Consider the following 19,217-nt stretch of genomic DNA (forward strand, 5'->3'; position numbering starts at 1 on the left):
CACTTCCAAAGGTCACGTAATGCACGATGTTTCCATCCCGGCGGCCCTGATCGCCGGTCTCGTCAGCTTCCTGTCGCCCTGCGTGCTGCCGCTGGTGCCGCCCTATCTGATCTACCTGACCGGCGCGACCATCGAGCACGTCGCCCATGAAGAGACCGCGCAGACCTCGAAGCGCGCCGTGATGGCCTCGGCCGTGATGTTCGTGCTCGGCTTTTCCACGGTGTTCGTGGCGCTTGGTGCCAGTGCGTCCCTGGTCGGCGGGCTGATCCGGGCCTGGTCGGCGCAACTGTCGATCGTCGCCGGCATCGTCATCATCGTGATGGGCCTGCATTTCCTCGGGCTGACGCGGATCGGCCTGTTGATGCGCGAAGGCCGGCTGACCGTGCCGAAACCGGTCGGGCTGTGGGGCGCTTATGTGATGGGGCTGGCTTTCGCGTTCGGCTGGACCCCCTGCATCGGCCCGATCCTGGCCGCGATCCTTTCCATTGCGGCAGCCGAGGCCACCGTGACCAAGGGCGCGGGCCTGCTCGCGGTCTATTCCGCCGGGCTCGGAATTCCTTTCCTGCTGGCGGCGTTCATGATCGAACAGTTCTCATCGCTGTTCACGCGGATGAAGCGGCATCTCCGCCGCGTCGAGCACGCCATGGGCATCTTGATGGTGATCACCGGCATCGGCTTCTTGACCGGCGCCGTCTCCAGCGTCTCGATCTGGCTGCTGGAGACATTCCCGGCGCTGCAAAATTTCGGCTAGGTCCCCCGTAACAAGCGGGCCGGCCGCAGCGAAACTCTTGCCAGGACCAGGTTGCCGCCGTCGCGGTCGGCCATTTTATGCGTTTGTTAAGCCAAGCCGCCGCGGCGGCTTCGATTAACGACAATCGTTTCGAGGGGGATTCGCATGAATTTCGTCGTCAATCTTCTGATCCTGCTGCCGGCGCGGATCGCATCGTATTTTTCCTGGGCCGGCCCGCTGCTGATGCGGTTGATCGTCGGCTACACCTTCATGCTGACCGGCTGGGGCAAGCTCACCAATCTGGAGCAGGTCACCGAGAATTTTGTCGGTTGGGGCATTCCCTTCCCGAAAATCCTCACCCCCTTCGTCTCCGGCGTCGAGTTCTTCGGCGGCGCCATGCTGATCCTCGGCCTGTTCACCAGGATCCCCGCCGCGATGCTGGCGGTGGTCATGCTGGTCGCCATCAGGTCGGCGAAATGGGGCGACATCGATTCGCTGGAAACCCTGCTCGGCTTCGAGGAGATGACATATTTCGCCGCCTTCATGTGGCTCGCCATTGCCGGCCCCGGCGCGGCATCGCTCGACCGGCTGCTGGTCAATGCGGCCGGGCATCGTGAAGTTTCGACGTGACCATCCCAGCATCTTGCTCACGTTCCCGTGACGTCGCGGAAAGTCTGAGCCCGGATTTTTCCGCGCGCGTAGCTCTGGAAACAGCTCCGGGAGCCGCCATGAAATTCGCCCGCATCGCCGCCGTCGCCATCGCCGCACTTGCGGCATCGCCATTGTCTGCGGCAGAGGGACCCAAATGGAGCGGATGGGGCGACGATCTGTTCGCCCGTGCGGCGGCCGAAAAGCGCTTCGTGATCCTCGATCTCGAAGCGGTGTGGTGCCACTGGTGCCACGTCATGGAAAAGACCACCTATGCGGACCCCGAAGTTCAGGGACTTCTGGCCTCCAGCTATCTGCCGGTTCGCGTCGATCAGGACGCCAACCCCGATTTGTCGAACCGCTACGGCGACTGGGGCTGGCCGGCAACGATCGTTTTCGGCCCCGACGGCAGCGAGATCGCCAAGATCAGGGGCTATATCGAGCCGGAGCGGATGCAGGCGCTGCTCAAGGCCATCATCGACGATCCCTCGCCGGGTCCATCGGTCGGCGAAGCCTTCGAGATCAAGCCGGCCGCGTCGGCGTTTCTCTCCAAACAGCAACGCGCAGAAATGACGAAGAATTTCGACGAATCCTGGGACGGCAAGCTCGGCGGCTGGGGCGAGAACCAGAAATACATCGACGCCGACAGCATGGATCTGGCGATCACCCGCGCCGAGGCCGGCGATGCAACGGCAAGCAAGCGCGCCCGGCAGACGCTGGACGCCGCGATCGCGCTGATCGATCCGGTATGGGGCGGCGTGTTCCAGTATTCCGAAGCCGGCTCCTGGAGCAAACCGCATTTCGAAAAGATCATGTCGTTCCAGGCGCAATATCTGCGGCAATACAGCCAGGCCTACGCGCTGTGGAAAGACCAGAAATATCTCGCCGCCGCCCGCGACATCGAGCGTTATCTCGCTTCCTTCCTTTTAAGTCCCGACGGCGCGTTCCATGTCAGCCAGGATGCCGATCTCGATCACGACACCGACGGCCACACATATTACGCGCTGTCGGACGGCGACCGCCGCAAGCTCGGCATGCCGCGCATCGACCGCAATTTGTACGCGCGGGAAAACGGCTGGGCTATCTCCGGACTGGCGGCTTATTACGAGGTCACCAACGATCCCAGGATACTGGCGATGGCCGAACGGGCGGCAAAATGGACCATTGATAATCGTTCATTGCCCGGCGGCGGCTTCCGCCACGGCGAAAAAGATCGCGGCGGCCCCTTCCTCGGCGACACACTGGCGATGGGGCAGGCCTTCCTCGATCTCTATGCCGCGACAGGCAACCGCGACTGGCTTGCCTCGGCCGCCAAAGCCGGCGATTTCGTCGCGACATTCCGGGATGAGGCCGGCGGCTTCCTGACCTCGAAGACCTCGGAAGGAAAAACCGGCGTGTTCACAAAGCCGGCCAAGCTGACGGACGACCAAATTCAGGTCACCCGCTTCATGAACCTGCTCAATCGCTATTACGGCAATGAAGCCTATCGCGAGCAGGCGTCCCATGCGATGCGCTATCTCGCTAGCGCGTCGGCCGAGATGGCGCGTCCCTTGCCCGGCGCGTTGCTCGCCGACGAAGAGCTGGCGGTCGAGCCGACCCATTTGACGATTGTCGGGCACAAGGACGATTCTCGCGCGCAGGCCCTGCACGCCTTGGCGCGCGCGCTGCCGGCCCGGTACAAGCGGCTGGAGTGGCTGGATCTGCGCGAGGGCAAACTGCCCAACCCCGATGTCGAATATCCCGATCTCGGCGAGCCCGCGGCGTTCGCCTGCAGCAACCGCATCTGCTCGTTTCCATCCTTCAGTGCCGAGGAGCTTCGGGCCAATGTGAAGCAAATGGCGAAGCTGAAACCTTCGCGCGCGGCGCTGAACTGATCGAACAGGGCCGCTCCTTGTGCGACGCAACCGGGATCGGGCCGAAACGCGGTGTAATGGCTTGAAGCGCCACGCTTTCCTGGCCGCCGGCGTTCGCCGACAGCATTCCTTGCCGCGCAACGAAATACTCTTGGGGCGGCGGTGTTAGACATGAACGGGATGTCCAAACCCACAAAAAGAAAATTTTCTTTTGAAACTCTGTAACCAAATCGACTGATGCCCCGTAGCTGCTTCTGGATGAGCACTCAAATCGCGGTGGCCCGAGGATGCTCCGCGAAGCCTCCGCGATTTGCTTGTTGTCCAAACGTCCGTTCGTTGTGTGGTTCGTGATCGAACGATCATCGGATGCTCACGGCGTCATATTTTTCTTCAAACAATCATCGAGGAGAACGTTATGAAGTTGAATTCCAAGTCCGGTGCCACGCTCGCCGCCGCCGCCGCCACCCTGTTCCTGGCCGGTGCGGTCGCGTCGACCAGTTCGACCCCGGCGAATGCCGCGATGGGCAAGTGCATGGCCGGCAATGCCTGCAAGGGCCAGAGCGCCTGCAAGGGCGGCACGAATTCCTGCAAGGGCCTGAACGCCTGCAAGGGCACCGGATTCTCGATGATGTCCGAGGCGCAGTGCAAGGCCAAGGGCGGCGCCTACGTCAAGGGCTGACCTTTCAGGGCTGACGCGAAGGGGGCTCGGCGGCGCCGGGCCCTCGTCGTTTCGCGGCCACCGCCAAAAATAAAGTTGGCAGGCCGCGTAACCAGGGCTAATCCCGCGCGTAACTATCGCTGGGTGCAGCCTGCGGGCCGGGAACTGTCACAGCTTGCGGGCGCTGCACCGTCACACTCTCTTGTGGAGGAGATGCTCATGAAGATGACTTCCAAGTCGGGCGCCGCCATCGCCGCCGCGGCAGCCACTTTGTTCCTGGCCGGGGCGACCATGTCGACCGTGGCCTACGCCGCCGGCGAAGGTAAATGCGTCGGCGCCAACGCCTGCAAGGGCCAGAGCGCCTGCAAGGGCGGCAACCATGCCTGCAAGGGCCTGAACGCCTGCAAGGGTCAGGGTTTTTCCGCCATGACCAAGGAAAAGTGCGACGCCGCCAAGGGCAAGTACGAGCCCGCCTGATTCGACAGCGATCCGGAACTGGGGCCCGGTATGCCGGGCCTCACTTCCATGATAATTTGACGGCCAAGCTGCTTTTGCAGTCTTACGCGTTTTGGCCGTTCGAGCGGAGACGACATGAACGTCGCAAGCAGATTGCCAGAGACTTCCGCGGCGGCGCTTGCGGACCGCCCGACGACATCAGCCAAGCCGCCGTTCCTCGGGTTCGGTCTCGGCCTGCGCGCGCAGCATTACGACGAAATCCTCTCCGGCAATCCGCCGATCGACTGGTTCGAGGTCATCAGCGAAAACTACATGCTGCCGGGCGGCCAGCCGCTGCGCACGCTCGACCGGATCCGCGAGCGCTATCCCGTCGTGATGCACGGCGTATCGCTGTCGATCGCTTCGACCGCTCCGCCCAATTTCGAATATCTGCAGGGCCTGAAAGACCTCGCCAAACGCGTCGAGCCAAAATGGGTTTCGGACCATCTGTGCTGGACCGGCGTGCATGGCAAGAACCTGCATGATCTGTTGCCGATCCCCTACACGGAGGAAGCGCTCGATCACGTCGTCAGCCGCGTGCAGCTGGTGCAGGATTTCCTCGGCCGCGCCATCGTGCTCGAAAACGTCTCGACCTATGTCCAGTTCAACAATTCCGAAATGACGGAATGGGAATTCCTGGCCGAATTGTCGCGCCGCTCCGGATGCTGGCTGTTGTTCGACGTCAACAACGTCTATGTCAGCGCCTTCAACCATGGCTACGACCCGTTGACTTTCCTCAACGGGATCCCTCCCGACCGCGTGGTGCAGTTCCACATGGCCGGCCATAGCCACATGGGCACCCACATCATCGACACCCACGATCATCCCGTGTGCGAGGATGTCTGGGATCTCTATGTCGCGGCGTTGAAGCGTTTCGGCCGCGTCTCCACCATGATCGAGCGCGACGACAAAATCCCGCCACTCGACGAACTGCTGCTGGAGGTCAACCGGACCCGCGCGATCGCCGAACAAGTGCTGCCGGGCAAGCTGGCGGGATGAGCGATTTTGCGCGGCAGCAGGGCGCATTCCAGCGCGGCATTCTGACCGGCGACGATACGGTTCTGGCCGAAATTCTCGATAGCCCCAGGGAGAAACGCGAAACGCTGTTCGGCGTCTATCGCTACGCCTACGGCTCGCGGCTGGTCGAGGCCATGCGCAACGACCACGAATTGCTGCACCTCTATCTCGGCGACGAGACGTTCGACGAGATGGGGCATGCCTATGTCAGGGCAAGGCCATCGGAACATCCGAACCTGCGCTGGTTTTCGCAAGGCCTGCCCGATTTCCTGAAATCGACCGCGCCCTATTGCGATCATCCGATCCTGTCCGACCTCGCCGCGCTGGAAAAGGCGCTCAACGACGCCTTCGACGCCGCGGAAGGCCCGGTGCTGGCGCTGGCCGACATGGCCGGCTTTGCGCCGGAGGTGTGGAACGATCTCACCTTTCAACCGCACCCCAGCGCGCGCAGGCTCGATCTCAACAGCAATGCGCCGGCGATCTGGATGGCGCTCAAGAACGACGAGACCCCGCCGGACGCGGAGCTGCTGGAAGAGCCTGCCCGCCTCCTGATCTGGCGCCAGGACGTGACGCCGATGTTTCGCGAACTCGCCACCGAAGAGGCGATGATGTGGGACGAGGCCGCCAACGGAATCCCCTTCGGCGTGCTCTGCGAGATGCTCGCGACCTATGACGACCCCGACGGCGCGGCAGCGCGCGGTGCGGGCTATCTGCATAGCTGGATCAGTTCGGGAAGCCTGACGGGCGTTTCCGCCACCGACTAGATGAAAGGCCCGATGCATGGGCACCGACACCGATCGCAATTTTATCGAGCGCCTGACGTGGGACGAAGTCGCGCGGCGCATCACTGAGGGCGCCGCCGCCATTCTGCCGATCGGCGCCGCGGCCAAGCAGCATGGCTTCCATCTGCCGCTCAATACCGACCGCATCCAGGCCGAATGGTTTGCGGCCAAACTGGCGGAACGGATCGACGCGCTGGTCTGGCCGACGCTGACCTACGGCTACTACCCCGCCTTCACCGAATATGCCGGCAGCAGCAGCCTTTCCGCATCGACCTTCGAGGCCGTCGCGCACGAGATCGCCGCGGGGATTCTCGACGGCGGCTGCCGGAAATTGCTGGTGCTCAATACCGGGATCAGCACGCTGGCCCCGGTCGAACGCGCGCTGGCGCGTCTCGATGCCGGCAAGGTGATGCATTTGCGGATTTACGAAGGCCCGCGCTATCGCCGCGCCGCCGAAGCGCTGGCCGCGCAGGGCCACGGCAGCCATGCCGATGAACTCGAGACCTCGCTGATGCTGGCGCTGGCGCCGCAGCTGGTTGACATGGCGCGCGCCGAGGCCAGCCCCGCCCTGAAACAGGACGCGCCCGGCCGCCTGACGCCATCGGACAAGAACTCGCCGAATTACAGCCGCTCCGGCAGCTATGGCGATCCGACGCTGGCGACATTGGCCAAGGGCGAAATCCTGCTCGCCGCGATTCTCGACGATCTCAACGAGCAGGCCGCCGCGTTGATGGCGGAGCCGTCAACCGCAAAGCCGCGATCGAACCCGATCCGAAGCCTGTCGCGATGAAAAATACCGCGCGATTCCGCTGGATCGTCATGGCCGCCATGACAGCGGCGGCATTGGCCGGCCTGGCCTCATTCCGCGCCGACGCGCAATCGGAATATTTGCGCGGCGATCGCATGCCTTATGACGCCTTCGACCGGTTGCCGAAAACCGATCTGGAGATGTCGGGCGGCACCATCCACGTCGCGTTCGCACCCGGTGACATCGCGCTGCCCCGGGAAAAAATATTCGACTGGATCAGGGCGTCAGCCAGGGCGGTCTCGACCTATTACGGCCGGTTTCCCGTCAGCTCGCTGCGCCTGCTGATCGTGCCGGTCGATGGAGCGCGGGTGCGCGGCGGCACCACCTGGGGTTATCGCGGCGCCGCCATCCGCCTGCCGCTCGGCCGCGATTCCACCGAAGAGAATCTCAAGCGTGACTGGGTGATCGTCCATGAGATGGTGCATACCGCCCTGCCCGATCTCGACGATCGCTACAATTGGCTGTCGGAAGGCCTCGCCGTCTATGTCGAGCCGATCGCGCGGGTGCAGGCCGGCGACCTCACCGCGCAGGAGATCTGGCAGGCGATGATGCGCGATATGCCGAAAGGCCTGCCGCAGGCCGGCGATCAGGGACTCGACAACACCGACACATGGGGCCGGAAATATTGGGGCGGCGCGATGTTCTGCCTGCTCGCGGATATCGAAATCCGCAAGCGCACCGGCAACAAGTTCGGCCTGCAGGACGCGATGCGCGGCGTGCTCGCCGCCGGCGGCAACCACGAAAAGGACTGGTCGATCGATCGGGTTCTTTCCACCGCCGACAAGGCCGTCGGCGTCGACGTGCTGACGCACCTGCATGACGAGATGGGCCCGAAGCCGGTGACACCCGATCTCGCAGCCCTCTGGCGTGATCTTGGAGTGAAGATGCAGGGCGAAAGCCTTGCGTTCGACGACAATGCGCCGCTCGCGGCAATCCGCCGGTCCATCACCGAGGCGCGTCCGAAATAGGGTGCGTACTCATAAATCGGGAACGCTCTGGAATTTGCGATGTCTGCGCTGCCCCCGGAAGCGGACATGGGGGCTAACCTTCAGCATGCTGCTTTGTGCCAGGCAGAGACATTCCGAGTGGGTTGATCGCGGTTATTCGATCACCTCGTCGGCGCGTGCGAGCAGCATCGGCGGCACCTAAAGCCCGAGCCCGCCAATGACGCGATCCTAGTGCGGAGTTGAACGGCTCCGTCGCCGAAGTTGGGGAACTTCCTTCCCGATCACGCTGCAAGTGGAGACCTGTTGGCTCGCACCCGGCGGCCCGAAGCGGCGCGCGCCGCAGCGACATCGGGTTCTAGGAGGACAGGGACACTTGCATCGGCGGCCCGCATTATCCGCGACGCAATATCTCAGCATGAAGGTTACCAAACCTCAGTTCCCGAATGGGGTCGTCAGGTCCGTCTCGTTCGTATCCACCACGAACACCGCGAGGAGCTTGGCCGGCTCCGTCTCGCTGGCATCGGCGCTGACGCCGTGGCGGTCGCCGGGCAACTCGGAGAAGCTCTGCCCGGCCTTTTAGGTCGTCACCGGTCCGTCGTTGACCTGACTGCGGGTAGCTCCCTCAAGCACGGTCGCGTAGATGAAGGCGGATTTGGCATGCGTGTGACCAAGCGAGTAGCCGCCCGGGCCGTATTCGACGAGCACGCCCTTGATGCTCTTGCCGGGAACGTTCGGCGGCTCGTGCTGGTAGACGAGGGTCACCTTGGCGTTCTTCGACTTCGGCGCATCGGCGAGGACGCTGCCGAACGACAGGGCGGTGACAAGCAGCGAACAGAGGATACGTTTCATGGGGCCCTCCTCGCCGCGGTCGGCGCAAGCGACGGGCGGTGCCGGACCTCACTGCCGGTTGATGGGACGCGAGGCTCGTCTTGTCATAGTCCTCACGCATGATCCGCATCGCCTCCCTCGCTTGGGATATTCTAGGGGCGTGAACCTTCGAGACGTGGTCATCGCGCTCAGCTGGCTCGGCCGGGGCGACTACGTCGCCGCCGATTGGGAGGAAGCCCCAAAGACCGGGACCACGCCGCCCCGGCTCACCTTGTTCTCGGGCGAGGCGAGGAAGAGGATCGTCGCCGCCACCTCCTCCACCTTGGGCCAGGCATCGAAATTGGCCTTGGGCATGTCGCGCCGGTTGGTGGGGGTATCCATGATCGAGGGCGCCACGGCGTTCACCAGGATTCCCTCTCCCGCCAGTTCCTCGCCCAGCGCTGCGGAGAGCGCGGCGACGCCGGCCTTGGCGGCGGTAGAGGCGCTTATATTCGCCCCGGTGCGCGGCTCCAGGGCCTGGCGCGCCGCCACGTTGACGATACGCCCGCCGGCCTTCCCCCGGCGCATTGCCGCCACCGCTTCGCGGCAGCAGAGGAAGCAGCTCACGAGATTGTCGTCGATCAGCCGACGCAGCAGCTCCCCGCTGGTATCGGTCAGCGGGGCGAAGGCGAAGCCGCCGGCGATATGGATCGAGGCCCAGAGCGCCGGGAGCCCGCCATAGAGCTTCGCCACCGCCGCCTCATCCGCCAGGCTCGGCACGGGGATCAGGCTCAGCGCCCCGCTGGGAAGGCCTTCCTTCTCCCGCTCCTGCCGATAGGGCACATGGCAATGGGCGCCCGCCGCCAGCAATGCGCCTACCACCGCGCGCCCCAGGGCGCCGGTGCCGCCGGTTACCACCACGTGACGATCGCGAAAATCCATCCGACCCTCCTGTTTCCTCTGCCTCGATCCGGTGGCGCTCGCCGCCGCTCATCCTGCCGCCTTCTTCTCCAGCCGCGCCAAGGACCTGGCCGGATCGATGACGGCGCGCTAGTGGAAGCCCGTGCCGATAATCTCCTTCTCGTCCCGGCACTCCACCTTGAAGCGCAGCTTACGGTCCTCCACGGCGACGAGCTTCACCTGGGCGGTCACCCGCATGCCCACGGGCGTCGCCGCCACATGGCTGAGATCGACATGGGTGCCCACGGTCTTCTGCCCCTCCCGAGAAAAGGCTTCAGGGCATCAATGCAGGTGGCCTCGACGAAACCCACCATGCACGCCGTCACCAGCATCGGCGGCATGTCGGTGAGCGGGCGTCAGCACGGGCACGATGACGCTCGGGTCGACGATCAGGGACCGGCTATGGGTCAGCCCCACCTGCGGTCCTTCTGCCGTCATTCTCTCCCTCTCTCATGCGCGCCCACGGCCCGCCCGCTTTAGGACCTTCGGTTGGCGGATGCGGGATCAGGCTTTTGCCTGTGAGCGGCGGAGCCATTCGTCCAAACCGATGCGGCCGAGGCGCGCCTCGCCCAACGGCACCAGCGATTTCTCCTCGACCCGGCCGCCGAAGTATCGGGCCTCGGGGTCTCTCACGACCTCACGCGGATCGCCGAGCGCCTTCAGATAGCGGGCAACGATTTCGTTGAACGGTGCTCGTTCCGGGCCGGCAATCTCGACGATGCCGTTTCGCGGCGCCGCGAGCGCCACCTCGGCGACGTTGGCAGCAACGTCGTCCGACGCGATGGGCTGGAACAGGCCGGGCGAAAGCCTGACCACATTTCCATCCGCACTTGAAGCGGCGATGCCGCCGAGGAATTCCATGAACTGGGTCGAGCGGATGATGGTGTAGGGGATGCTGGAGGCCGCGATCAGTTTCTCCTGGGCGACCTTGGCGCGGAAATAGCCATTGTCGCTCCGGTCGGTTCCGACGATGGATAGCGCGACATGGTGCCGGACGCCGGCTGCGGCCTCCGCCGCAAGAAGGTTGCGCCCGGAAGTCTCGAAAAATTCCAGCACCGCCTTGTCTTCCCATGAGGGCGCGTTGGCGAGGTCGATCACCACCTGCGCGCCGACCAGGGCCTCTTTGAGCCCCTCGCCGGTGATGGTGTTGACGCCGGTATTAGGCGAAGCGGCGACGACCTCATGGCCGCCCTGGCGCAGAATGGCGACGGTCTTCGAGCCGATCAGGCCGGTGCCGCCGATGACGACGATCTTCATGTGATGACTCCCGAGTTCGGTCCAGCGACGTGCTGGACATTTGTTATCGGTTCAGCTGGCGCAGAACGGACATGGCGTCACGGCATGGACCAGCCGTGGCTCACAACCAGCGAGAGGCCGACGAGCCCGTGCTACGCCGTGACGTAAAGGCCTTTGAGCAGCGAGCCTTCCTTGGAATGGACCGAGCAGATCGGCGATTGCGATCTTGGCGCCCTCACGCACGAAGGTACGGGCGATTTCCTTGCCAATGACGCTCGCGGCACTCGTCATCATCGTCAATGGTATCGCAAACCCTCGCTCGCGGACGTCACTTTCTCTCATCGCTCAAGCTCCTGATATCGGTGTGTCGAAGGGTCGCCGCGTCTCACGGCCCGCGGCTCAATCGCGATCGCCGGTAAAGTCGAAGATGGTCAACTCGTGGCCATTGCCGGCGCGCTCGAGCACCTCGGGATGGCGCAGCGTGCGCATGGCGTCGTGGTAGCCGGAACGCCAATGCTCCGCCATGGACATCCGGGAGAACTCATAGTCTTTCGAGTCGCCTTCGTAGCCTCTCGGTCGATAGATGAGGTGCACGAGGTTGTAAGCGCGGCGTTGCGACATCGAGGCCAGGTACTTGGCTTCATCGCTTCGCTTGAACTCGTCCGGTAGCTGGTCCAGGAGCGTGGCGACGGAATATTCCACCCTGTGCAGCAGCTTGAGGAAATTCGTGAAGGCGCGCGTGCGGCTCGAGTATTGGATCTCCTTCTGACGGGTCGCGACTTCCGGGAGGTTGCGCGGGAACTCGCCGCGTGCGCTCCAGAGATCGACCTGAAACACGAGCGCGTCAGGCATCCGCTGGCCCGTCACGCGCGTGTTCGTCACAAGCCACTGGAGCGGCGTGTTCGAGACGAGGCCGCCATCCCAATAGTGCTCGCCCTCGATCTCGATGGCTGGGAAGCCGGGCGGCAGCGCGCCGCTGGCCATCACATGCTCGGGTCCGATCACCTGCGTCCCGGGGTCGAAATAGACCAGGTTGCCGCTGCGCACATTCACCGCGCCGAGGCTGAGACGCGTGTCACAATTGTCGGAGTTTACGCGGTCGAAGTCGACGAAGCGCTCGAGCGTGGCTTTCAGCGGCCGCGTGTCATAGTAGCTCGTCGCCTCGATCGTACCGGGCGGATGAAACCACGGATTGGGGAGTCGCGGCCTGAAGAAGCCCGGCGTTCCGGCGCAGGCAACCGTGACCGCGCTCACCTGATTGGCGAGCGCGCGTGCAGCCTCGCCTCGTTCAAAGAGGCCGACGACGTCGGCGTCGAAGCCCATGGCAGGGGAGGTGATTTCCTCCCAGAATTCGCGCAGCCTGTCGACGCGTCTCTCGGGCGCATTGCCGGCGATGATGGCGGCGTTGATGGCGCCGATCGAAATGCCGACGACCCAGTCGGGATGAAGTCCGGTCTCGGCCAAGGCCTGATAAACGCCCGCCTGGTAGGCGCCGAGCGCGCCGCCCCCCTGCAGCAGCAGCACGACGCGATCGAAAGGGAGCCGCGCGCGCAGGTTCCGGCCCTTGCTCGCTGCGCCCGGTTTCGGGACGAGCGGTTTTTCCGCAAGCGGCGTGTCGGGCACGCCCTGATCGCGCAGCGCTATCGTCGGCATGCTCTCCGAGATCGTGCTCTTGGCCATGTTGACCCTCCCTCGTCGATGACTGGAGATTCTTTGATGACCGGGACGCCTTAAATGGGGTTCGAAAAGTGGGTTCAAATGCTAATGAGAAGAAATTATCCGGTCGCCCCTTCGCACTCAACACCAGGATAACATGCCGCGCCGCTTTCTTAGACGGCGTCGACTGGTCAGCCATACTGATCTATTTGTGGGAGGCAGCCGGATGGCTCATGTCCGAGTTGGGTCGTGTGTCACGAGCATCGCCGGTCCACACGCGCGGTGCACAACTGTACGAGAGATGAACGAGGGCCCTTCGAGGTCGGAAATCAGGTGTTGACCTTAAAGCGAACGCACGCCGATGAGATCGAAATGATTTTTCCTTTCGGGGGCCAGCTTACAAGTCCATCAGACGGCGTTCACATCGGCCCGCGGTTCAGGCTATTTGGCCAAGCGTGCGAGGCCGTCATCCGCCGGAAATATGCGCGGCCTCATTGGCCCGCGTCACGGCTGAGGCTCCTCAACGCGTAGGGCCGCGCCGACCACGCTGCGGCCCTGCGCGCGGGGTATGGCGTCGAGCGCGATCGCGAGAATCAGTAGTGGCGCGTCTGGCACAGACACCTCGGGCAGGTTCCGAGCACTTCGCAAAGTGTGCGTCGGCGCGCACGTTTCCGCCGCGGAATGTCGCAGTTGGGTCAAAATGCGAAATTCTGGTGTGGCCAGCGCGAGTCTCCTTTAGCTCCGAAAGCGGACATCTCTCGTTTTATGAGTACACGGCCTAACAATACAGTTGCCTTTTGTGAGGTTTTCTGAATCCATGGGCAACCATGATTCGAACATCGTGGACGCGGACAGCGTCGATTGAAGAGACGCTTGCGTTGTGGGCGGCGTCGCTTCGGGAGATCAAGAAGCGGATACGTCCATTGTTCGGGCAAGAGCGTGTTGCGAAGAATGCTGGCTTGTTTCTGGAAGGTCTGCTTGGAGATGAGCAACGCAAGACTGGTTGGATGCGCGCTGAGGCCGCAGGCGATCCTGGTCCATGGCGGCAACAGGCGATCCTGGGTCGCAGGGATTGGGATGCGGATGCCTTGCGCGATATCGTCCGCGATTATGTCATCGAGCATTTGGCGGACGATGACGCGGTCCTCGTGATCGATGAGACCGGCTTTCTCAAACAGGGCAAAGCGTCGTGCGGCGTGGCGCGTCAGTACACTGGTTCGGCGGGCAAGATCACGAACTGCCAGATCGGCGTCTTCGCGGCCTACGTTTCGTGCCACGGTCATGCTTTCATCGACCGCGCGCTGTATCTTCCGAAGGAATGGACCGACGATCCAGATCGACTGAAAGCCGCATACGTGCCCCCCGATACCGGCTTTGCGACCAAACCAAAGCTTGCGACGAGAATGATCGCACGCGCCATAGCCGCGCCTGTCCCGTTCAAGTGGGTTGCAGGCGATACGGTCTACGGTGTCGGTGACATTGAACAGCAACTGCGTCGCGCAGGCAAAGGCTATGTCCTGGGGGTCAGCAGCGCGCATGTATTTCGATCCTGGGGCAAGCGTCGATCGGTCGCCGGCACGGCTGCCGACATCGCCCTGACGCGGCGTGCGTCCGACTGGAAACGCCTGTCAGCAGGGGCCGGAACCAAAGGACCGCGGCTGCATGATTGGTGCTATCTCGAATTGGCCGACCTGGCCGGAGAACCAAACGACGAAAATCCGGGCCTTTGGACACGCGGTCTGCTGATCCGTCGTCGTATCGCCGATGGCGATCTCGCCTTCTTCACCACCTGGTGCCCAGCGGCAACATCGATCGAAACACTGGTGGGGGTCGAAGGCCATCGGTGGGCAATCGAGGACAGTTTCGAGACCGCCAAGAACGAGTTCGGGCTCGACCACAACGAGAGCAGATCCTGGCACGGCTGGCATCGCCACGTTTCCATGGCGATGCTCGCCTTCGCCATGATGGCGGTGATCCGCCATCGCGCCAATCCGCCGGCGCCAAAAAAAACCAAACGCCGAACCACGGCAAGGGTCAAACCACAGCCACGCCGTCGTTGATCCGATGGTCGATCCAGGAAGTCCGACGCATTGCCGTCAGGCTCGCGCGAAAGCGGATACAACCCGCACACATCATCGCATGGTCACTCTGGCGTAGAGCTCATCAGGCGGTCGCTCAGCGAGCCCACTTCAAAGCAAAACGGCAACTGTAATGCTAAGCACGGACTTCGCTGGTGCAAACGCCACTACGCCACTGGCTTTTGGCCGCACGATAGCGGAATATTCCCGAAGACATTTGTTCGGAGGGATCGAAGCAGCGATGGCCACGGAAGCCGCCGATAAACCCGATCACGCCTGGCCGATCTTCCGCTCGCTGGCTTCGTTCCGGCCGAGCTATTTACCCGGCGACCTGATCGCGGGCCTGACGCTGGCGGCGATCGCGATCCCCGAACAGATGGCGACCGCCCGCCTCGGCGGCTTCTCGCCGCAGATCGGCTTTTTCGCCTTCATCGCGGGATCGATCGGCTTTGCCATGCTCGGCAGCAACCGCTTCCTGTCGTGCGGCGCCGATTCGACGATCACGCCGATCTTCGCCGGTGGGCTCGTGTTGATGGCCGCAAGCGGCTCGCCCGACTATCAGGCGCTCGCGGTCGCACTGGCGCTGATGGTCGGCGTGATCCTGGTACTCGGCGGCCTGTTTCGGCTCGGCGGGATCGCCAATCTGCTGTCGACGCCGGTGATGGTCGGCTTTCTCGCCGGCATTTCCGTGCACATCCTGGTCTCCCAGATGCCCGGCGTGCTCGGGCTGGAAGCACCGAAGGGACCGATGCTCGACAAGATCGGGATGCTGGCGCAGCATCTTGGCGATGCCAATTTCTATACCGTTGCGATCGGCTTCGGCGTGCTTGCCGTGGTCGCCGGATCGGAAGCGATCAGCGCCAAAATTCCCGGTGCGCTGATCGGACTGGTCGCAGCCACCGCGGCCGTGATCGCAGCCGGCCTCGAGAGCAAGGGCGTCAACGTGGTCGGCACCGTTCCGGCAAGTTTGCCGACGCCGTCATTGCCGGACATCGCTGCACAGCAATGGGCGAAGCTCGTTCCGCTGAGCCTGCTGATCGCGATCGTCGTCATGGTGCAGACGGCGGCGACCACGCGGTCGTTCCCTTCCGACCCCGACAAGCCCGCCGACGTCGATCGCGATTTTCTCGGCGCCGGCGCCGGCAGCATTTTGGCTGGCCTGTTCGGTGCGTTTCCGGTCAACGCCAGCCCGCCGCGGACCGGCATCGTGTCCGAGACTGGCGGACGGTCGCAGCTGTCCGGACTGTTCGCGGCCGCGATCGTGCTGGCGCTGCTGGCGTTCGGCGCCACGCTGTTGCGCCACGTTCCCGATGCGGCGCTCGGCGGCGTGCTGCTGTTCGTGGCGCTGCGCATCATCCGCCTCCGGCAGATCGTCCAGATCTATCGCCAGTCGTTCGGCGAATTCCTGCTGATCGTCGCGACCGCGGCCGCGATCATCGTGCTGCCGATCGAACAGGGCGTCGCGGTCGGGATCGGGCTGTCGCTGCTGCACGGCATCTGGACCACGACGCGGGCGCGGCTGATCGAATTCGAACAGGTGCCCGGCACCACGATCTGGTGGCCGGCAAGTCAGCACGTTGCCGGCGAACGCCATCCGAACGTGACCGTCGTCGGCCTGCAGGCGCCGCTGTCGTTCCTGAACGCAGGAAGTTTCAGCGCCGATGTGCTTCATGTTCTCAATGCCGCGACACCAAAACCAAAGCTGCTCGTTCTGGAAGCCACCGGCATCATCGAAATCGACTTCACCGCCGCGCAGACATTGATCAATCTCATCAGGCAATGCCACGAGGATGGCATCACGGTCGCCATCGCCCGGCTGGAATCGACACGGGCGCAACAGGCGTTCGAGCGTTTCAAGCTGTACGATGTGCTGCCGCGAGAGCGCATCTTCCGCAGCGTCGATGAAGCCGTCCGCACGCTGGCGTCCCCGTCATGAGACCCGATAGCGCTCCATGACCTCCTTGTCCGGCTCATAGCCCAGTCCGGGCCCCTCCGGCACCGCGATGGCGCCGTCAGCACCGGTATCGACGCGGCCGCCCCAAAGGCAGGCGGCGCGGTTCATATAAAACACTTCGACGAAGGTGCCGTCATCGCGCAGCGACAGCAGTTGCAGCGTCGCCAGCAGACCGGGCCCGAAATACGGAGAATGCGGCGCGAGCCTGACGCCCATCTCATCGGCCAGTGCGACAACTTTCAGGTATTCCGTGACGCCGCCGACCTTGGTGACCGAGGGTTGGGCGTAGCTCACCGCGCCCGCCTGCATCATCTGGCGGAATTGATGGACCGTGCAGGCATTCTCGCCCGCGGCGATATCGAGCCCGCCTTTCGCGCGCACTGCCGCCAGGGTCGCAAAATCCTCCGGCGGCCACACCGGCTCCTCCAGCCATTTGAGGGCGGCAGGGCGGCAAGCCTGCGCGAACGCGATCGCCCCGGCTTGATCCAGCGGGCAGTTCATGTCGACCATGAGCGGGATGCCGGGACCGATCGCCTGCCGCGCGGCGAATACGGCCGGCGTGGTGGTCTCGTGCAGCTTGATCGCGGTGTAGCCGCGCCGCAGCGCGGTCGTGCATTCTCCGGCGACGGATTCCGGCGTCCCTATCCGGAGCAAACTCGCATAGGCCGGAATCCGCGCCCGCTTGCGCGCGCCGATCAGGCGGTGCAGCGGCACGCCCTGCGCTTTTCCGGCCAGATCCCACAGCGCGATATCGAGGCCCGAGATCGCAAACATGGTAATGCCGTAACGGCCGAACAGATGCAGGTTGCGCTGGATGCGGTCCATGAAGGCCGGGATGCCCTCGGCGTCCGGCACCTCCAGGCCGCGGGCCTGCGGCGCGATCATCTCATCGACCGCCGTCGCCGTCGTCTGCGGGCTGACATAGCCAAACGCGTCACCCCAGCCGGTCAGTCCCGCATCGGTCGAAACCTCGACGAGGATCATGTCGAGCGCGGCGATGGCCGACGCGCCCTGCCGGAAACTGGCAACCCCGGCATCGTAGGGGATCCTGACGTGGTGTGCCCGGACGTTCGTGATCAGCATGGCGCGCGTCTCCCGTTTTTTTGCAAGGGTAGCGCAGGACGACAGCGGCAAGCCATGTGAAATTGCCGAGGGTCACTTCCGGCCGGTGTTCAGCTGCCAACCATGCATCGCCGAATGCACGATAGGGGCGTATCTGGCGGCTAGATTTCGGTTCCTTGGCCCTGCAGATAACCTTTGATTTTGGGATTCGGCATCACGACCGAGGCAACGAAGGCAACGGCGCACATAAAGGTGACATACCAATAAAAGTCGGTTTCCGCCCCACTGTCCTTGAACCAAAGTGCGACGTATTCGGCAGAGCCGCCGAAGATCGCATTGGCAAGGGCGTAAGCCAGGCCAACGCTCATCGCGCGCACCTCGGGCGGGAACATTTCTGCTTTCACCAGGCCGCTGATCGACGTGTAGAACGACACGATGGCGAGCGCCAGGACGATCAACCCGTACGCAGCGTAGGGACTCCTGACATCGCCGATGGCGTACATGAGCGGCACCGTGCAAACAGTTGCAAGACCGCTGAACAACAGCATTGACGTCTTGCGGCCGAAGCGGTCTGAAAATGCACCAAACGGTGGCTGCAGGATCATGTAGGTAAACAGCACCGCGGTCATCACTATGTTCGCGGTACGGTCGTTCATATGCGCGGTGTTGATAAGATATTTCTGCATGTAGGTGGTGAATGTATAGAAGATCAGCGATCCGCCCGCGGTGAAGCCGAGGACCGTCAGGAAAGCCCTGGTGTGGTGCTTGAAGATTTCGCGCAAGGAGCCAGCTTCCTTGCGCGAGCGGGTTTCAGCCGATGACGTCTCAGTGAGCGACGCCCGCAGGAACAATGCGACCACCGCGAAGATAGCTCCGATGAAGAACGGGATACGCCATCCCCAAGCTCTCAGTTCGGTGTCGGACAGCGCCAGCTGAACAATCAGGACAACCAGTGAGGCAAGCAACTGTCCGCCTATCAGCGTTACGTATTGAAAGGACGCGTAGAAGCCGCGCTTGCCCGGCAGCGCCACCTCGCTCATGTAGGTGGCGCTGGTGCCGTATTCGCCGCCGACCGACAGCCCTTGTACCATGCGCGCGATCAGCAGAAGCGCGGGCGCCGCGGCTCCGATGGTCGCATAGGTCGGCAGTATGGCTATGGCGAGTGACCCCGCGCACATCATTAGCACCGAGATCATCATCGAGTTCTTGCGGCCGTACTTGTCGGCGACGAAACCGAAGACATAGCCCCCGATCGGCCGCATCAGAAAGCCAATCGCGAACACCGCTGCGGTCTGCAAAAGCTGAGTGGTTTGATTGCCCTTTGGAAAGAACGCCGGCGCAAAATAAAGCGCTGTGAATGCGTAGGCATAGAAATCGAACCATTCGACGAGATTGCCGGATGAACTTCCGAAAATGGCCCAAATTCTTTGGCGGCGATCGGCACGGCCATCCGCCAGCACGGCGTCGCTGGTCATCGAAAATGTCCCCTCACAAAGTTTTTTTGTTTCTTATTTTGGCGACCAGTA

General features: G+C 63.3%; 17 protein-coding genes and 1 pseudogene. 11 read left to right on the forward strand and 7 right to left on the reverse strand.

Annotated elements, in window-relative coordinates; genetic code table 11:
• Positions 1 to 19: 19 nt before the first annotated feature.
• From NL528_RS34785 to NL528_RS34825, 9 genes are all read left to right on the forward strand, one after another.
• Positions 20 to 751 carry a cytochrome c biogenesis protein CcdA gene (locus tag NL528_RS34785; protein ID WP_309178891.1) on the forward strand — a complete coding sequence of 244 codons (732 nt, stop codon included), beginning with the start codon at positions 20 to 22 and terminating at the stop codon, positions 749 to 751.
• Between the two features lie 144 nt (positions 752 to 895).
• Positions 896 to 1,360 (forward strand): DoxX family protein, encoded by a 465-nt coding sequence (locus tag NL528_RS34790; protein WP_309178892.1) that lies wholly within the window; start codon positions 896 to 898, stop codon positions 1,358 to 1,360.
• Between the two features lie 98 nt (positions 1,361 to 1,458).
• A complete protein-coding gene (locus NL528_RS34795; RefSeq protein ID WP_309178893.1) occupies positions 1,459 to 3,252 on the forward strand; it encodes a DUF255 domain-containing protein in 1,794 nt (597 codons plus the stop codon).
• Between the two features lie 394 nt (positions 3,253 to 3,646).
• The gene (locus tag NL528_RS34800) at positions 3,647 to 3,910 is read left to right on the forward strand and encodes a hypothetical protein (protein WP_309178894.1); all 264 of its coding nucleotides are present in this window, start codon (positions 3,647 to 3,649) and stop codon (positions 3,908 to 3,910) included.
• Positions 3,911 to 4,108: 198 nt separating this feature from the next.
• Complete coding sequence (locus NL528_RS34805) at positions 4,109 to 4,366, forward strand: hypothetical protein (protein WP_309178895.1); 258 nt, start codon at positions 4,109 to 4,111, stop codon at positions 4,364 to 4,366.
• Between the two features lie 114 nt (positions 4,367 to 4,480).
• Positions 4,481 to 5,383, forward strand: a complete 903-nt coding sequence (locus tag NL528_RS34810; protein WP_309178896.1) for a DUF692 domain-containing protein — start codon at positions 4,481 to 4,483, stop codon at positions 5,381 to 5,383.
• Complete coding sequence (locus tag NL528_RS34815; protein WP_309178897.1) at positions 5,380 to 6,165, forward strand: DNA-binding domain-containing protein; 786 nt, start codon at positions 5,380 to 5,382, stop codon at positions 6,163 to 6,165. Before NL528_RS34810 ends, NL528_RS34815 begins: the two co-directional genes overlap by 4 nt.
• 16 nt (positions 6,166 to 6,181) lie before the next feature.
• Positions 6,182 to 6,973 carry a creatininase family protein gene (locus NL528_RS34820; RefSeq protein WP_309178898.1) on the forward strand — a complete coding sequence of 264 codons (792 nt, stop codon included), beginning with the start codon at positions 6,182 to 6,184 and terminating at the stop codon, positions 6,971 to 6,973.
• Positions 6,970 to 7,959, forward strand: a complete 990-nt coding sequence (locus NL528_RS34825; protein WP_309178899.1) for a hypothetical protein — start codon at positions 6,970 to 6,972, stop codon at positions 7,957 to 7,959. The genes NL528_RS34820 and NL528_RS34825 overlap by 4 nt, the downstream gene beginning before the upstream one ends.
• A gap of 411 nt (positions 7,960 to 8,370) precedes the next feature.
• On the opposite strand, the pseudogene NL528_RS34830 reads toward NL528_RS34825, so the two are convergent.
• The 5 genes and pseudogenes from NL528_RS34830 to NL528_RS34850 all read right to left on the reverse strand — a co-directional run bounded on the left by NL528_RS34830 (position 8,371) and on the right by NL528_RS34850 (position 12,621).
• A pseudogene (locus NL528_RS34830) lies at positions 8,371 to 8,787 on the reverse strand (cupin domain-containing protein).
• A 189-nt stretch (positions 8,788 to 8,976) separates the two neighbouring features.
• Entirely contained in the window at positions 8,977 to 9,687 is a 711-nt protein-coding gene (locus NL528_RS34835; protein WP_309178900.1) for an SDR family NAD(P)-dependent oxidoreductase, read from the reverse strand.
• Positions 9,688 to 9,795: 108 nt separating this feature from the next.
• Positions 9,796 to 9,951, reverse strand: coding sequence for a hypothetical protein (locus NL528_RS34840; protein WP_309178902.1), 156 nt, complete (start codon positions 9,949 to 9,951; stop codon positions 9,796 to 9,798).
• Positions 9,952 to 10,209: 258 nt separating this feature from the next.
• Positions 10,210 to 10,962, reverse strand: a complete 753-nt coding sequence (locus NL528_RS34845; RefSeq protein WP_309178903.1) for an SDR family oxidoreductase — start codon at positions 10,960 to 10,962, stop codon at positions 10,210 to 10,212.
• Between the two features lie 378 nt (positions 10,963 to 11,340).
• Entirely contained in the window at positions 11,341 to 12,621 is a 1,281-nt protein-coding gene (locus NL528_RS34850; protein WP_309178904.1) for a DUF3734 domain-containing protein, read from the reverse strand.
• Between the two features lie 803 nt (positions 12,622 to 13,424).
• On the opposite strand from NL528_RS34850, the gene NL528_RS34855 reads away from it, so the two are divergent.
• Positions 13,425 to 14,657: an IS701 family transposase gene (locus NL528_RS34855; RefSeq protein ID WP_309176838.1), complete on the forward strand. Its 1,233-nt coding sequence runs from the start codon at positions 13,425 to 13,427 to the stop codon at positions 14,655 to 14,657.
• 259 nt (positions 14,658 to 14,916) lie between these two features.
• A complete protein-coding gene (locus NL528_RS34860; RefSeq protein ID WP_309178905.1) occupies positions 14,917 to 16,611 on the forward strand; it encodes a SulP family inorganic anion transporter in 1,695 nt (564 codons plus the stop codon).
• On the opposite strand, the gene NL528_RS34865 is transcribed toward NL528_RS34860, so the two are convergent.
• Positions 16,606 to 17,712 carry a mandelate racemase/muconate lactonizing enzyme family protein gene (locus tag NL528_RS34865; protein WP_309178906.1) on the reverse strand — a complete coding sequence of 369 codons (1,107 nt, stop codon included), beginning with the start codon at positions 17,710 to 17,712 and terminating at the stop codon, positions 16,606 to 16,608. The two genes, NL528_RS34860 and NL528_RS34865, sit on opposite strands and share 6 nt — an antisense overlap.
• Positions 17,713 to 17,852: 140 nt before the next feature.
• The gene (locus NL528_RS34870) at positions 17,853 to 19,166 is read right to left on the reverse strand and encodes an MFS family transporter (RefSeq protein WP_309178907.1); all 1,314 of its coding nucleotides are present in this window, start codon (positions 19,164 to 19,166) and stop codon (positions 17,853 to 17,855) included.
• Between the last annotated feature and the right edge of the window lie 51 nt (positions 19,167 to 19,217).

It is taken from the genome of Bradyrhizobium sp. Ash2021 (genome assembly GCF_031202265.1).
GTDB lineage: Bacteria > Pseudomonadota > Alphaproteobacteria > Rhizobiales > Xanthobacteraceae > Bradyrhizobium.